Below are 15313 nucleotides of genomic sequence, written 5' to 3' on the forward strand. Positions count from 1 at the left end.
GAGGGTTGATTGTTTGTGTTTAAATTTGATGAGCTGGGACAGGAAATTATCAATGAACTTAGTCACTTAATACAGGATGATGTGATTCTGACAGATTCAAGAGGGTTTATTCAAGTAAGCACAGACCCTTCCCGAATTAATCAATTCCACGAAGGGGCACTTTTAAGTCTAAGGGAGGAACGTCTTATTTTAATATCGGATGAAGAGGTCGCTAGGCTAAAGGGAGTACGAAAAGGGATTGTCATCCCGATTATTACAGACGATACTCCAATAGCAGTTATCGGGATAACGGGGGAGCCTGAAAAAATAAAGCCCCAGGCACAACTCATTCGGAGAGTAGTGGAGCTGTTTATACAGGATTCCTTAAAAAGAAAGGAAAAGGAAGAGAAAATAAGAGAGTTTGAATTTTTTATGATGGAATGGCTTACGTCTTCGACTAAGGACCGTACATTTTATAATCGAGCGGAGCTGTTAGGAATTGAAGTTACCAACTATAAACAGATAGGCGTTCTTCAAGTAGAGGAAACTCATTATCGCTTTACGAATGAGGATGTGGAATTTTTACATTCGGTTCAGAGTATTCATCCAGAGCTTCTAATAAGTAGAAGGGGACATGATAAACTGGTAGTAGTCCTTCCGAAGATAGAGCAAACCTTTTTAAAACAAGAAGTTGAAAACCTCATTTTGCATATGAAAAGAAAGGCTAAAATAGTACTGGCAGCAGGTATAGGAGAGCCGATTGAGGACCATGAACTTAGTGTGTCCTTCAATCAAGCCGAAAGAGCGGCAAGAGTGTCTCTTAAACAAGGTAGAGTCATATTTGAGCGAGAGCTGTTATTTGATTTGATCTTACATAGCCTTCCAAAGGAGACAAGAGATCGATATATCCAGCGAACAGTTCAATCCTTAAAGAAACAGCCGGAACTCTTAGAAAATCTAAAGGTTTGGTTCAATGAAAATCATTCGATGAAAAACACGGCAGAAAAGCTACACATTCATAAGAACACGTTAACGTATCGCTTGCAAAAGGTAGAAGATTTAACAGGACTCTCTATATCAAAATTTCATGATTTGTTTCTTATCTATTTAGGTGTTCGTCTAATAGAGGAGTATGGGGAAGACTTGTAGAAAATGGAATAGATAAATCATGGAAAGGTAGGAGAGTTCTTATAAAAAAATTACTCCTTTTATTCTCTATGCTGTTTTTGTTTGGCTGCAGGGAAGACAGTGTTGGAGGTAATACGAAAGAATTTCATAATCCTAACAACGACCCGGTCAATATTACAATAGAAGAAGCGAACCAAATTGCATTAGAGCAAGCAGAAATCGATGGAATTGATAACCCAATTCTGTCAGAATGGCTGGAAACAAAAATTCAAAACAAGTATTCCATAAAGTATGACCGGGATATGAAGGTGTATACGGTTAATATTAGATCAGGTAATCGTGCAGAAGATTATACTTTGGATGGATCTTATTACATTAGTACAGAAACAGGGGAGTTTATTGACTCCACTCACTAATATAGTAGTAATGGAAGCAACTGAGGTTAGAAAGTATATCTCAAGTCCTTTTATTTTTTGGAACGATGACAGCATTTAAATTTCAATGATAGGCTCGGGATGGTTAATAAAATGGAGAGTAAATCTATGATGGTGGTGATAGGAGCCAAACCGTAGAAGCGCTAGAAGTGATATTACCTGAGCTTTAAAAACAAGGTTATGAGTTTGTAATAGTATCTGAGCTAATCAAAATGAAAAGCTTGCAATAAGGGAAGTATGTTGTGATGAATATCGCCCGAAGAGCGGACAGCTATTCGGATTCATTAATAAGAATTTTAATGCCATGATTCCAGCAATCATGGTTTTTTTTGTTCAGCTGTAATGCCGAGGCCATCGTGTCAACATGCGCCTCCTCATCCAGTTCCATTAGATTGTGGAGGACAATGACAGGAGAGGTTATAAACCAATGTTTATACTTTTTTATTCATAAAGGAAATTTTTAATTTCCAGTAAATTTCCGATAAGTGACTAAACTAGTGGCGAAAGTGACTAAATGGATATTTAAAATGACTATTTCATGATGAAAGCGACTAAATGTGCTTCGAAAGTGACTAAACCAGTTATGAAGATGACTATTTAGAAAATGCAGGTTTGAGAATCTAAAATATCCATTTTTCGGCAAGTGAGAAGTGGGAGATTGTCAAAGAGAAGAGACATCCTGTTTCGGGTGCCTGAGGAAAAGCTGTAATGATTGTTCCTTTAACTTCCAGGAATCTTGCTACTTGAACAACAATGGTCGGGTGCTCTGTACCGGCTTTTTTGTTTCTCCACACAAAATATGCGTCTAAATTTACGCAAAACTTTGTGTGCTTGACTATATATTCTTAATCGTTTGAATATTAAAATTAGTGAAAACGTTTTCGAAATGTGACAAGGAGATGGCAAATGGATAACAGTGCAATGAAGAGATTAATAGCTGTGACTGGTGAACAGTTTGCAAAGCATACAGTGGCACAAAAGCTTGCCTATTCCTATGACGCGACTGCGAACTTTCAGGCGATGCCAGATTTAGTGCTATCACCAGGTAACACGGCGGAGATACAAGAAATTGTGAAAATCTGTGGAGAATATAACATCCCTATTGTGTCCAGGGGATCTGGAACAAATCTAGCAGCAGGTACAGTTCCGACTTCGGGGGGAGTCGTTCTTCTGTTTAATAGAATGAATAATATACTCGATTTTGATGAAGAAAACCTGACGATTACGGTTCAGCCAGGTGTTATTACGAAGGATATTAATGAAGTGGTTCAGATGAAGGGCTTGTTTTATCCTCCAGATCCAAGCTCCATGAAAATATCTACAATCGGTGGTAATGTCAGTGAAAACTCTGGAGGGCTAAGAGGTTTAAAGTATGGTGTTACAAAGGATTATGTCGTTGGTCTAGAGGTTGTACTACCAAACGGAGAGGTCATTCGTACTGGTGGAAAGTTAAACAAGGACGTTGCAGGCTACGATTTAACAAGCTTATTTGTTGGCTCAGAAGGAACGATTGGAATTATCACAGAGATTATTCTTAGCTTGATTCCTCTTCCAAAAGCAAAGAAGACGCTGCTCGTTTTCTATGACGAGCTAGACAAAGCGGCCGAAACCGTTTCTTCGATTATCGCGGCTAAGATTGTTCCTGCTACTTTAGAATTTATGGATAAAGGGACGATTGAGCATGTAGAAGAGTACATGAAGATCGGTCTTCCGACGGATTGTGAGGCAATGCTGTTAATTGAACAGGATGGTGATCCACATACCGTGAATGCTGATATGGAAGCGGTCCACAAGATTTGTATGGAGCAAGGGGCCCGTTCGACGCAGCTTGCTCAATCAGCTGAGGAAGCGGTCATGCTAAGTACAGCTAGAAGAGTTGCTCTGTCGGTGCTGGCAAGAAAGCGACCAACTACTATCTTGGAGGATGCCACTGTACCGCGGTCCGAAATTGCCAATATGGTAAGAGAGATTCAGCGAATCGCTAAAAAGCATAACGTCATGATTTACACGTTTGGTCATGCCGGGGATGGCAATCTCCACCCTACTTGCCTTACGGATGTAAGAGATAAAGAGGAAATGGAGAGAGTAGATGCCGCTTTCAGTGAAATTTTCGAAGCTGCCATTATGCTGGGAGGCACCATCACCGGAGAGCATGGAGTTGGTGAGATGAAGGCGCCTTATCTTGAATGGAAGGTTGGAGCTGCTGGGATAGAAGTGATGAAAGGTATCAAGCAAGCTTTAGATCCTAAAAATATCATGAATCCAGGAAAGATATTTGCCAAGGATCGTAAGCAGAGGGTTGTGGTTCAGACATGACAACGATTCAAGAAAAAATGAGACAATCCTTTGTAACCCATGTGGACGAAAATAGGCTGATGGATTGTATGAGATGTGGCTTTTGTCTTCCTCATTGTCCTACTTACTTACACAGTAACTTCGATGAAACACAGTCACCTAGGGGAAGAATAGCGCTGATGAAGGCGGTGAGGGATGGTCAGGTCGTCTGGGATGGTTCGATTGAAGAGGCATTCGACCTTTGCTTAGGCTGCCGAGCCTGTGAGCCGGCATGTCCAGCAGGAGTACAATACGGTTCTTTAATTGAAGAAACAAGAGATGCGATTGTAGCTGTAAGCCCAAAATCCTTAAAGGAAAGAATCGTGCGCAAGGTTGCCTTTGATCATGTATTCGCAGAGCAAAAGAAGATGGAGACAGTCGTTGGCCTGGTGGGCTTTTATCAAAAGTCAGGACTTCAGAAGGTAGTAAGAAAAATAGGTTTCTTAGAGCTCTTCCCACCCTTTATGAAAGATATGGAAGCAGTTCTTCCTGCCCCACCTAAATTGGATCAACCAACATTACCAAAGGCAGCGACAAAAACAAGGGTCGCATTTTTTACAGGATGCTTGATGGATACGATGTTTCAGGAGACGAACAAACATACAATCTCTCTCTTAGAAGCATTGGGATGTGAAGTAATTATTCCGAAGGGGCAACAATGCTGCGGTGCATTACATAGTCATAGTGGCGAGCTAGAAAAATCAAAGAGAAATGCAAAGAAGAATATCGAAGCATTCGAGCTAGAAAATATCGACTACATTGTCAATAACGCTGGAGGGTGTGGTGCCTTTTTAGGAGAATACCATAAGCTTTTTCATCAGGACGAAAAGCAACAGGCAAGGGCGAAGCAGTTTACGGACAAACAAATCGACATTAGCACGCTGCTTGTGAAACTTGGAGTTATGAGATTACTAGATAAACTACCTCGGTCATTCTCTGCTGGTCTAGTGACCTACCAGGATTCCTGCCATTTGCGCAACGTTAGTGGTGTGAAGGATGAACCGAGAGAAATCTTACAGGCAGTTCACCAGTACACCTACGTGGAGTTACCAAATGCAGAGCTTTGCTGTGGCTCAGCTGGGATATACAACATCCTTCAGCCTCAGATGGCATCTCTTATATTGGAATCAAAAATGCATGAGATTAAAGAAATCCAAGCAAGCACTGTGATTACGACTAATCCGGGCTGCTTACTGCAGATGAAGGTTGGAATTGAGCGAGAAGGGCTTTCCTCAACTACTAGGGCAATGCACTTAGTTGATTTTTTATACGAGCTAATACAAAAAAATGATCAATGGGAGGATTCACAATGAAAAGAAGATTTAAATGGGGTTCTTTAGGGTTAGCTGCAATGTTATTACTTGGAGCATGCTCCGATTCGGGCGGTTCGGCAGATGCAGATGGCAAGGAATACAAGCTGAAGATGTCTGTCACAGTAAATGATACTTCTACTTGGTTTGAAGCGGCTCAAAAGCTTGCAGATGATGTGAGTGAAGAAACGGATGGACGTATCCAAATAGAAGTTTATCCGAATGAACAGCTTTCAGGTGGAGATTCCGGGAAGGCAGTAGAGATGCTTTCGAAAGGCTCAACCGATCTGACGTTTAACTCTACCATCATTTATTCCATTTTAGATGATCGTTTTGGAGTTGCTAGTGCACCTTTCCTATTTAATAACACAGAAGAGGTAGACAAGGTATTCAACGGAAAAGGTGGAGAAATGATTAACGAAATTTTAGAGGAAAAGGGAATCAAGCCTCTAGGGTTTGGGGAAAACGGATTTAGACAAATTACGAACAGCTCAAAAGAAATCAAAACGCCAGATGATATGAAGGGGATGAAGATTCGTATTCCTGGTATTACGATGTATACAGATCTTTATAGAACGCTGGGTGCAGATCCAACAACAATGACTTTCTCTGAGGTATTTACGAGCTTGCAGCAAGGTACAATCGATGGGCAGGAAAATCCAATCGATGTCATCCACTCTTCTAAACTAAACGAGGTTCAAGAATATTTAACTGCTTGGAACTACTCTTATGACCCATTAGTTTTAGGGATGAATAAAAAGCTATTTGAATCAATGAGTGAAGAAGACCAAGAAATATTCACAAGACTTGGGAAAGAAGCGGCAGAATACCAAGTGAAAATCGCACGTGAGAAGGAAGCAAAACAGATTGAAGATTTGAAGGCGAGTGGCATGAAATTTTATGAGCCAACCGAAGAAGAGATAGCTCAATTCAAAGAGGCAGTTCAGCCGCTATATGACAAGTACACTTCCATTTGGGGAGAAGAATTGTTGAAGGCTTTCCAAGAACGTTAATTCTTAGGGGGATAAAGAAATGAATCAAGTGCTCAGCAAAATAGAGGAAGGAATCGTAGTAATTGTTCTCTCTATTATGTCATTAGTTGCGTTTGTCAATATAATCTCTCGAGAGACGGCAAATTATTCTTGGTCCTTTACAGAGGAAATTACGATCAATCTTTTTGTTTTTTTAACCTTTGTGGGTACGGCGATAGGTGTGCGTGAAAATGCACACCTTGGCTTTACATTAATTTTTGATCGAGCAAACGGGGCTTTCCGTAAAGCGATTACGATACTAGTTGGTGTGTTAATGGGTGGACTCTTTGTTATCTTAGCTTATTTTGGCATACAGATGGTCTTATTCCAAATGGACATGGGTCAGAAAACACCATCGTTGGGCTGGCCACAATGGGTATTCTCATTGGCAATGCCGGTAGGATCTATCTTATGTCTTATTAGGACCGTTCAAGCAACTATTATCGAGTTTAAGGATGATCAGCAGAAAGGTGGGGAGATAGTATGACAGCGATACTATTATTTTCGGTTTTTATGATTTTAGTTTTCCTAAAGGTTCCGATAGCTGTCTCTCTTGCTATTTCCTCAGTCGTCATCTTGTTTACGGGCAGCGGATTATTTGGCTTAGAGCTAGTTGCGGATATTATGTATACGAGTGTTGCTAAGTTTACGTTACTTGCCATTCCATTCTTCGTTCTTGCAGGAGTCATTATGGAGCAAGCAGGCATATCGAAGAGATTAATAGACTTTGCGCAGTCACTAGTCGGACATCGAAAAAGCGGAATTGTGTTTGTAACCGTAATGGTAGCTATTTTCTTTGCAGCAATCTCCGGCTCAGGTCCAGCAACAGTAGCAGCAATTGGTGGGATTTTGATTCCAGCGTTAATAGGTAATGGATACAAGAAAGAAACTGCAGGAGGACTTGTTGCAAGTGCTGGAGCAATTGGTATTGTTATTCCACCAAGTATTGCTTTTATCGTCTTTGCCGTAGTTGCGGGAGACCAACTCCCTGTTTCCATAGCTCGGTTATTTATTGCTGGTATCATTCCTGGGATTATGCTAGGAATCGGATTTGTTCTGGCAGCAATGTTTGTGAGATGGAGACAAGAGAAGAATGAAGGCCCTCTTGAAGGATTTATTCAAAGAAAAAAAGCTACTGGAAAGGAACGCTGGAAAGCATTTGTAAATGCTATCTGGGGACTAATGATTCCAGTTATTATCCTTGGAGGGATTTATGGAGGATTTTTTACACCAACAGAAGCAGCGGTTGTTGCAGTATTCTACGGCCTGTTTGTCGGATTCTTTGTTTATAAAGAACTAACGTTAAAGAGCTTATATAAGATTCTTATAGATTCATCTGTTCAAACTGCGACCGTAATGTTCATCGTGTCTGCAGCATCTGTTTTTGCTTATATCATCACAACGGAGCAGATTGCTAGAACGATTTCTGATGCGATGTTGGGAATTTCAGACAATGCGATTATCATTTTACTATTGGTAAATGTTCTATTGCTGATTGCTGGGATGTTTATAGATGCTATCTCTGCATTCTATATATTGGTTCCGATTTTAGCGCCGGTAATGCTAATGCTTGGTGTCGATCCAACTGTTTTTGGTGTCTTTATGACAGTGAATCTTGCAATTGGTCTATTCACTCCGCCAGTGGGACTCAATCTTTATGTGGCTACGGGAATATCAAAAACCTCATTGGGTGAAATTTCAAGGGGAGTTGTTCCATTTGTTGTTTCTTCCGTGATTATTCTGATGCTCATCACATATGTTCCGTGGTTTTCTACATTTTTACCAGATCTATTAAATGTGAAATAGGATGCTTACAAAGGGGATGACAGGATGAGAGTAAAGGGACAAACGGCAATTATAACAGGGGCAGCAAGTGGAATCGGGGCAGGGATCGCATTAGCTCTTTCAAAGGAAGGAGCTAATGTCGTGCTAGTCGATTTAAATGCTTGTACAAAAACGATTCAGTCGATTCAAGAGCAAAATAGCGAGGCAAGGATATTAGAATGCCTTGGAGATATAAGAGATCCTGAATTTGTGAAAGCGACGATAGCGCGAGCTGCTGATACATTTGGGGAGCTACATATTTTAGTGAACAACGCAGGTACTTGTGGACGCTTAAACATAGAGGAAATGACCCTAGACGTATGGGATAAGGATTTGGACACAAATGTGAAGGCTGCCTTCTTATTCATCCAGGCGGCTGTGTACCCACATATGCTAGAGCAAAAATACGGAAGAATTATAAATATAAGCTCCATTTCAGGGATAAATGGTGGAGTCACTTCTGGTGGTGGAGAAGATTCCAAACGGTCAGGTCCAGCGTATGCAGCCTCTAAAGGAGCAGTAATCGCACTGACAAAATGGGTGGCGAAGGAATTAGGCGTTCATGGCATCACCTGCAATTCGGTGGCACCAGGGGCAGTGGAGTCAGCTATTACGACTGGGATTCCATACGATTTAAGCAGACAGGTCGTTAAACGGATGGGTAATCCTACAGACATAGCGGAAGCGGTCCTTTATTTTGCTTCAAGTGAATCTGGATATACGACTGGCCAAGTCTTGCAAGTAGACGGGGGTTATAGCTTTGGTTAATGGTATCCAAGCAGTACTAGACAAAAATTCTAACCGTATTGCCGGAAGACTAGCTAAAGGAGTAGACCTATTTGGTGGAATCAAGGAGGTCTGCAGCAGACATGGAATAAAGGCTGCTCAATTTCAGTGTATGGGATCCTTAGAATATGCGACCTATGTGCAGCTAGAAAAAACAGTAGAGGGGAAGCTTCAATACTCTTCAAAGATTAAAAGTGATTCAGAGGTAGAGCTGCTCACCGGGACAGGGTTTGTGGGATTAAACGCGAACGATGAGTTAGACGTTCATTTCCATGGAATGTTTGTTGACTGTGACCAGCAGATTAGCGGGGGACACTTTTTAGAAGGGGAGAATCCCGTAGCTATTACGATTGAATTTATTTTGTTTCCTTTAGATGGTATTGAACTTAAAAGAGGGCCAGATGAGACAACCAAGCTACCGATATTTCAATTCAAAGAAAAGGAGTGAAAGGACTTGGAAACAATAGCTCAGCTAGCAATAAAATCAGCAGCCGCTTACCCTGATAAACTGGCTGTAAAGGACAAGTATCGTTCCTTTTCCTATCAGGAATTAATGGAAAGAGCATATGCATTGTCCTCCTACTTTCATGTAAAGGGGTTTCAAAAAGGGGATAGAATTGCCATTCTTATGCCAAACAGGCTAGAGCATATCGAGCTAGATGTAGCAGTGGCGCTAAGCGGACTGATTAAGGTTCCATTAAATTATCGCTTACATCCAAAGGAGCATGAGTATATGCTTCAGGATGCTGCTCCGAAATTAATTATTGGAGACACCTCTCTAACAGAACCTATTGAAACATCTATTGAAGTGCTGGCAGTTGGAGTGGACTATGAGTCAATCGTCAACCAATACAATGGGCAGAGGTTCGTAGAAGAGGTAGGGGAAAACGATTTATTTGCCATCATGTATACCTCTGGCACTACTGGTAACCCAAAAGGGGTTATGCTTTCCCATCGTAATATGATTGCTGGTGCATTATCTCTATCACAGGTTTGTGAGGTAGACTATGACGATATTATTGGTCATGTGGCACCACTCACCCACGGCAGTAACTTTCTTTCTCATGTGTCATGGCTATATGGACTTTCTCAAGTAGTTTATAACAAGTTCGAGCCAGAGGAATTTATTCAAGACTTACAAAAAGATTCGGTCTCTATCATCTTCCTAGTTCCAACAATGGTCAATTTGATGATTCAGCATCCTAATTTTAATCCATCCAAGCTATCTACTTTAAAATCTATCAATATGGCTGGCTCGCCGATTGCTGCTAGTAAGCTGGAACAGGCTTTAAAGCTTGCGGGTCCAATTTTTGCAGAGACATATGGTCAGGTCGAGGCACCGATGTGTATTACGATGATGCCTAAGAAGGAGCTGCATGCTCATCTTGAATCCTGTGGCAGAATAGGTCCTTTCGTGCAAGTGAAGATTGTCGACGATGAAGGCAAGGAAGTGGCAGATGGTGAGGTAGGAGAGATTATTTGTAAGGGCTCCCTTGTCATGCAAGGCTATTGGAATAATGAATTGGCGACAAAGGAAACACTACAGGATGGTTGGCTTCACACTGGAGACCTAGGCTGGAAAAATCCTGGGGGCTATGTGCATATTGTAGACCGTAAAAAGGACGTTATCATTTCAGGAGGAGTAAATATCTACCCTCGTGAAGTAGAAGAAGTGCTAAATATGCATCCTGGTGTGAAGGAAGCGTGTGTGATTGGAGTTCCTGATGAAAAATGGGGCGAGTGTGTCGTTGCATATGTTGTATCAAACGGCAAGGAGGATGTGTCGGTTGAGGCACTTTATACCTTATGCGAGAGTAATATGGCTAGATTTAAAAAACCAAAGTCCATTCATATTGTCGACGAGCTACCAAAGAGCTCCTACGGAAAGATATTAAAAAGAGAAATGCGAGACCAGCATAAGGAGGTCAGTGTATGACAAATGTTTATATTCACGGAGCAGGAATGACACGTTTTGGAACATTTGTTGATCGTACGATGAAGGATATGCTACTAGAAGCATGTATCCAAGCGTTAGAGGATGCTGGCAATCCAAAGGTGGACGCTGTCTTTATTGGTAATTTTATGGGTGGCTCTATCTACAACCAAGAAATACTTGGTGCGATCGTTGCAAATGATTTGGGGCTGGGGTTTGTACCCACTGCAAAGGTAGAAGGTGCCTGTGCCTCAGGTGGAATTGCATTACGCCAAGGAATTCTTGGGATTTTAAGTGGAGAATATAACACAGTTTTAGTGGCAGGCGTGGAAAAAATGAAGCATGCGAGCACGAATGATGTCACCCAAGCGATTAACGCTGCAATGGATAATGATTCGAATGAAAAGCATGCAGGTTTAACATTCCCAGGCTTTTTTGGAGTTCTTGCGAATCGGTATTTTTATGAAACGGGAGCTTCTAAGGAGCACCTTGCGATGGTCGCACTGAAAAATCGTGAAAATGCGAGTAACAATCCACTAGCACAGTTCCAAAAGCAGACATCTATTGAGGAAATTATGCAAGCAAGAATGATTACCAATCCACTGGGTCTGTTTGATTGTTCACCAATGACAGACGGGGCAGCAGCGCTTGTTATTTCTAAGGATAAATCTGCCATTCATATTCGATCTACTGCCCAAGCATCAGGTCCAACGCAAATGCAGGATGCAGATGATTTACTTTCTATCCCAGCTATTCGAGAGTCTGGTCGTCTTGCCTATGAAAAGGCTGGGGTTGGACCAGAGGACATTGATGTAGTAGAAATTCATGACTGTTTTTCCATGACTGAAATAATCGCGACCGAAGAGCTTGGTTTTTTCAAAAAGGGTGAGGGTTGGAAGGCAGTAGAGCAGGGAAGGACGAAACCTACAGGAGATAAGCCGGTTAATACAAGTGGCGGTCTTTTATCGAGAGGACATCCAATTGGTGCAACCGGTATAGCACAAATCTATCAGTTGGTTCAGCAGCTACGAGGGAATGCAGCGAACCAGGTTTCCAGTCCTCGTCTTGCACTTTCGCAAAATCTTGGTGGAACAGGCTCCTATTCTACCGTGCATATATTAGAGAGGGTGTGACGGATGTGAAAATCTTTTCTTGTAACGACTGCAGCTATGCAAGCATGACGAAAAAATATAGCTGTCCAAAATGCTTAAAGGGCAAATTAGAGGAGCAGGAGGTAGCGACAGAGGGAACTGTTTATAGTTTTACAGAGGTTCACGTGGCACCTACTGAGTTTGCAAGTCTTGCCCCATATTTTGTAGTACTAGTAGAGCTGGATGACTGTAACGCAAAGGTTACCACGAGACTCACGGAACCAGTTTCCATCGGAGATAGGGTTGATCTTGACCGAGTCGAGAATGGTGCTTATATCTATAAAAAAATCGGATGAATTTATTCCTGTGCTTTTGTTATATAGAAGCACAGGTTTTATTCTTCTAAAGAGGAAACTTTGTTAGGAGATTATTTAATTGGAGGGGGTATGGAATTGAGACTAATACAAATATGTTCTCGCATTATTTCAACTTACATGCCGTTGTGGATTGTTTTTTGTGCATTGGTCGCTTTTCTTTTTCCTGCATTCTTTTTTCCCATTCAAGGCTTTACAGAGATAGGACTCGGGATCATCTTTTTGCTAATGGGACTGTCACTTTCCGCTGAGAAATTGTTTAAGATAATAAGAAAACCTAAAAACGTGTTAATAGGTGTTGCCTTAAAATGGAGCATCATGGTTACGGTCACAGTGGGGATTGCATTTCTTTTCTTTCGACATAGCGAGGAGCTGGCTACTGGTATCATATTAGCTGGAACAGTTCCGAGTGGCACCTCAGCGAACGTCTATACTTTTATAGCAGGCGGGGAAGCAGCGCTTAGTCTTACCATGGCTACACTTGATACGTTTATCTCTCCAATACTCACTCCTTATCTGGTTCAAAGTTTTGCTGGAAAGCTTATACATATAGCGTTTTGGCCGATGTTTTTTAATATTCTCTATGTAGTGTTTTTACCATTGATTTTAGGGCTACTAATTCAATGGAGATTCACAAAGCAAGTGGAAGCAATACGACCTCATACCCCTATATTATCTCAGATATCTCTATTTGTAATTGTGCTCTCAGTGGTATCAAGTGCACAGGAATCCTTGGCTAGTAATTTGTCCATTTTACCCATTCTTTTCTTGGCAGTTTTTTTACAGGTTTTTATTCCAATGGTGAGTGGGTATTTGATTGCTAGATGGCTCAAAATGGAACAACCAAATGCCATAGCTATTTTATTTCATACGGGAATTTGTAACAGTGCACTGGCGGCTACCTTGGCAATGGAACATATCAGCTCATTATCAGCAGTACCAGCTGTTGCAAATATGGTGATGAATTTAACATTAGGGGCAATAGCGGCTAATTTTTTCTCTCATCGAGTACGATTGCAAGAACAGGAAGAAAAAACACTCGGAACTAACTAACATTTCACTATGAATTTATTACTATTTTTTCATTTTTCTCTACATGAAAGTATTGAGCATACAATCCTTTTCGCTTTTTTAGTATACTAATAGAAAGGAGGTAAATGAATGAAGACTTTTAGTAAATTCCTTATCGTGTTTATCGCTTTGCTTATGCTGCCAATGGGGGCAAGTGCATCCATTTTCAAAGATGTGAATGAAAAGGCTTGGTACTATCCGTATTTGGTATCTAATCAAGAAAAGCAGATTATCACTGGATATGAGGATGGCACGTTTAGACCTCAAGAATCTATCACAAGGGCTCAGGCTGCTAAAATCATTAGTAGAATTATAGATGTACAAAGTGTTGGTGGGACGTTTAAACCGAAGTATAAAGATGTAAGTACGGACCATTCAGCTTACAATGAAATAGCTGCATTGACGAGAATCGGGATTTTTCAAGATGGAGATTACTTTCATCCGAACAATTCATTAACTAGAGCGCAACTCGCTAAAATAATTGTCATGATGTATGACTTTAAGGTAAATACAAATGAATCTGTACCATTTAAAGATGTCCCAAAAGATTACTGGGCAAAGCCATATATTGCTTTTCTAACAAAGACGGGGATTTCAACCGGTACAACTAAAACTACTTTTGAGCCCACTAAGCCAATAACAAGGGCCCAAGCATTAGTCTTATTAGATAAGAGTGCAAAATATAAAGAGGATCCTAGCGCTTTTAATGGCATATACGATCCTTTCACAAAGCAATATAAAGTTGTAAAACAAGCAAACCCAACCTTTGTGACAGAAACGATTCAGCTAGTGAATAAAGAACGAGAGAAAAAGGGACTTCCTAAGCTGAAGGAAGATAAGGAATTAAACCAAATAGCTTTCATCAAAGCGGATGATTTAATTCAAAATGAATATTTCGAACACTATTCACCTACTTATGGACAACCATGGGATATGGCTCAAGGCTTTGGCTATTCTTATCGTACGTTTGGGGAAAACATTGCTCACGGCTATAAATCATCTAGTTCCGTTGTGACTGCATGGATGAACTCAGAAGGACATAGAGCAAATATTCTTAGCAAAAAATATACAAACATTGGTGTAGGAATTGCGAAAGATTCCGATGGCCAATATTATTTTGTTCATATGTTTTCTAGTAAATAAAGATGGAGTCGGGACAAAACAAGTTAAAAGCATTTATGATTCTTCAGTTTGATAAGAAGAATGAACTGCACCCCGTTTGTTAGACACATCTAACAATTGGAGGTGCAGTTTTTTATGACCAAGTATACGATGAATAAAAAAATAGAAGTTGTCATGAGATACCAGGAGGGTTTAGAGAGTATGACGGAGATTGCGAAATCCATCGGTACGGACGAGTCAGTTGTCCGCAACTGGGTCAAGCAATTCAAATACCATGGGCTGGCTGCCTTTGAAAAAACCTATACATCTTACACCCCACAGTTTAAAATGGACGTACTAAACTTTATGAGGGAGAAGGACGTCTCTCCAAACGAGGCTGCAGCTTTCTTTCGAATCTCTTCACCAGGACTGATTCGAAAGTGGCGGGCACAACTGGAGACAAGAGGGTACGACGCATTCTTCCCCAAGAAAAAGGGGCCCCAGTCCATGAAGAAAGAATCTAAAAAACAGTCTGAAAATGTACTAGCCGAAGGCTCTACACAATCACTCGAAGCTCGTATCAAACAACTCGAGATGGAGAACGAGTATCTAAAAAAGTTGAATGCCTTAGTTCAAGCCAAGGAAAAGTCACCAAAGAAGACAAAGTAAAAGTCATCTATGAATTAAGGCATAAGTATCCGGTGAAGGCTCTTGTGAAGTTTGCAAAAATTCCTCGTAGCACGTACTACAACCTAGTGAAGAAGATGAACAGACCAGATCCGGATGCCGAGCTGAAGACCGAAATCCAAGAGATTTATAATGATCATGAAGGCCGTTATGGATACCGACGTATCCGTGATGAACTGGCGAATCGTGGGCAAAAAGTGAACCACAAGAAGGTGCAACGCATCATGAAA

Annotated in this window: 14 protein-coding genes and 1 pseudogene; all 15 read left to right on the forward strand. The window is 41.0% G+C overall.

Annotated features, from left to right (window positions below):
- Nucleotides 1–15: 15 nt before the first annotated feature.
- Nucleotides 16–1128 (forward strand): CdaR family transcriptional regulator, encoded by a 1113-nt coding sequence (locus tag AC1ECF_RS14850; protein ID WP_480390222.1) that lies wholly within the window; start codon nucleotides 16–18, stop codon nucleotides 1126–1128.
- A 68-nt stretch (nucleotides 1129–1196) separates the two neighbouring features.
- Nucleotides 1197–1523 carry a hypothetical protein gene (locus AC1ECF_RS14855; RefSeq protein ID WP_480390208.1) on the forward strand — a complete coding sequence of 109 codons (327 nt, stop codon included), beginning with the start codon at nucleotides 1197–1199 and terminating at the stop codon, nucleotides 1521–1523.
- 924 nt (nucleotides 1524–2447) lie between these two features.
- Nucleotides 2448–3857, forward strand: a complete 1410-nt coding sequence (locus AC1ECF_RS14860; protein ID WP_480390209.1) for an FAD-linked oxidase C-terminal domain-containing protein — start codon at nucleotides 2448–2450, stop codon at nucleotides 3855–3857.
- On the forward strand, nucleotides 3854–5188 hold the full coding sequence (locus AC1ECF_RS14865; protein WP_480390210.1) for a (Fe-S)-binding protein: 1335 nt from the start codon (nucleotides 3854–3856) through the stop codon (nucleotides 5186–5188). Before AC1ECF_RS14860 ends, AC1ECF_RS14865 begins: the two co-directional genes overlap by 4 nt.
- Nucleotides 5185–6198 (forward strand): DctP family TRAP transporter solute-binding subunit, encoded by a 1014-nt coding sequence (locus tag AC1ECF_RS14870; protein WP_480390211.1) that lies wholly within the window; start codon nucleotides 5185–5187, stop codon nucleotides 6196–6198. Before AC1ECF_RS14865 ends, AC1ECF_RS14870 begins: the two co-directional genes overlap by 4 nt.
- A 19-nt stretch (nucleotides 6199–6217) precedes the next feature.
- A complete protein-coding gene (locus AC1ECF_RS14875) occupies nucleotides 6218–6703 on the forward strand; it encodes a TRAP transporter small permease (protein WP_480390212.1) in 486 nt (161 codons plus the stop codon).
- Entirely contained in the window at nucleotides 6700–8022 is a 1323-nt protein-coding gene (locus tag AC1ECF_RS14880) for a TRAP transporter large permease (protein ID WP_480390213.1), read from the forward strand. The genes AC1ECF_RS14875 and AC1ECF_RS14880 overlap by 4 nt, the downstream gene beginning before the upstream one ends.
- Nucleotides 8023–8046: 24 nt before the next feature.
- Complete coding sequence (locus AC1ECF_RS14885; RefSeq protein WP_480390214.1) at nucleotides 8047–8808, forward strand: SDR family NAD(P)-dependent oxidoreductase; 762 nt, start codon at nucleotides 8047–8049, stop codon at nucleotides 8806–8808.
- Nucleotides 8801–9274, forward strand: coding sequence for a PPC domain-containing DNA-binding protein (locus AC1ECF_RS14890; protein WP_480390215.1), 474 nt, complete (start codon nucleotides 8801–8803; stop codon nucleotides 9272–9274). The genes AC1ECF_RS14885 and AC1ECF_RS14890 overlap by 8 nt, the downstream gene beginning before the upstream one ends.
- A 6-nt stretch (nucleotides 9275–9280) precedes the next feature.
- Nucleotides 9281–10762, forward strand: coding sequence for a class I adenylate-forming enzyme family protein (locus AC1ECF_RS14895; RefSeq protein ID WP_480390216.1), 1482 nt, complete (start codon nucleotides 9281–9283; stop codon nucleotides 10760–10762).
- Entirely contained in the window at nucleotides 10759–11892 is a 1134-nt protein-coding gene (locus tag AC1ECF_RS14900; protein WP_480390217.1) for a thiolase C-terminal domain-containing protein, read from the forward strand. The genes AC1ECF_RS14895 and AC1ECF_RS14900 overlap by 4 nt, the downstream gene beginning before the upstream one ends.
- A 5-nt stretch (nucleotides 11893–11897) precedes the next feature.
- Nucleotides 11898–12206 carry a Zn-ribbon domain-containing OB-fold protein gene (locus AC1ECF_RS14905; RefSeq protein ID WP_480390218.1) on the forward strand — a complete coding sequence of 103 codons (309 nt, stop codon included), beginning with the start codon at nucleotides 11898–11900 and terminating at the stop codon, nucleotides 12204–12206.
- Nucleotides 12207–12302: 96 nt separating this feature from the next.
- Nucleotides 12303–13277 (forward strand): bile acid:sodium symporter family protein, encoded by a 975-nt coding sequence (locus AC1ECF_RS14910; RefSeq protein ID WP_480390219.1) that lies wholly within the window; start codon nucleotides 12303–12305, stop codon nucleotides 13275–13277.
- 108 nt (nucleotides 13278–13385) lie between these two features.
- On the forward strand, nucleotides 13386–14438 hold the full coding sequence (locus tag AC1ECF_RS14915) for a CAP and S-layer homology domain-containing protein (protein ID WP_480390220.1): 1053 nt from the start codon (nucleotides 13386–13388) through the stop codon (nucleotides 14436–14438).
- Nucleotides 14439–14552: 114 nt separating this feature from the next.
- A pseudogene (locus AC1ECF_RS14920) lies at nucleotides 14553–15313 on the forward strand (transposase); the annotation flags it as partial.

The sequence above is a fragment of the Psychrobacillus sp. Z3-81 genome, assembly GCF_056620325.1.

What these genes read in the sequence shown, in the direction of transcription:
- AC1ECF_RS14885 (WP_480390214.1), top strand. Translation starts at nt 8,047, where the DNA reads ATGAGAGTAAAGGGACAAACGGCAATTATAACAGGGGCAGCAAGTGGA.
- AC1ECF_RS14875 (WP_480390212.1), top strand. Translation starts at nt 6,218, where the DNA reads ATGAATCAAGTGCTCAGCAAAATAGAGGAAGGAATCGTAGTAATTGTT.
- AC1ECF_RS14880 (WP_480390213.1), top strand. Translation starts at nt 6,700, where the DNA reads ATGACAGCGATACTATTATTTTCGGTTTTTATGATTTTAGTTTTCCTA.
- AC1ECF_RS14900 (WP_480390217.1), top strand. Translation starts at nt 10,759, where the DNA reads ATGACAAATGTTTATATTCACGGAGCAGGAATGACACGTTTTGGAACA.
- AC1ECF_RS14870 (WP_480390211.1), top strand. Translation starts at nt 5,185, where the DNA reads ATGAAAAGAAGATTTAAATGGGGTTCTTTAGGGTTAGCTGCAATGTTA.
- AC1ECF_RS14855 (WP_480390208.1), top strand. Translation starts at nt 1,197, where the DNA reads ATGCTGTTTTTGTTTGGCTGCAGGGAAGACAGTGTTGGAGGTAATACG.
- AC1ECF_RS14860 (WP_480390209.1), top strand. Translation starts at nt 2,448, where the DNA reads ATGGATAACAGTGCAATGAAGAGATTAATAGCTGTGACTGGTGAACAG.
- AC1ECF_RS14915 (WP_480390220.1), top strand. Translation starts at nt 13,386, where the DNA reads ATGAAGACTTTTAGTAAATTCCTTATCGTGTTTATCGCTTTGCTTATG.
- AC1ECF_RS14865 (WP_480390210.1), top strand. Translation starts at nt 3,854, where the DNA reads ATGACAACGATTCAAGAAAAAATGAGACAATCCTTTGTAACCCATGTG.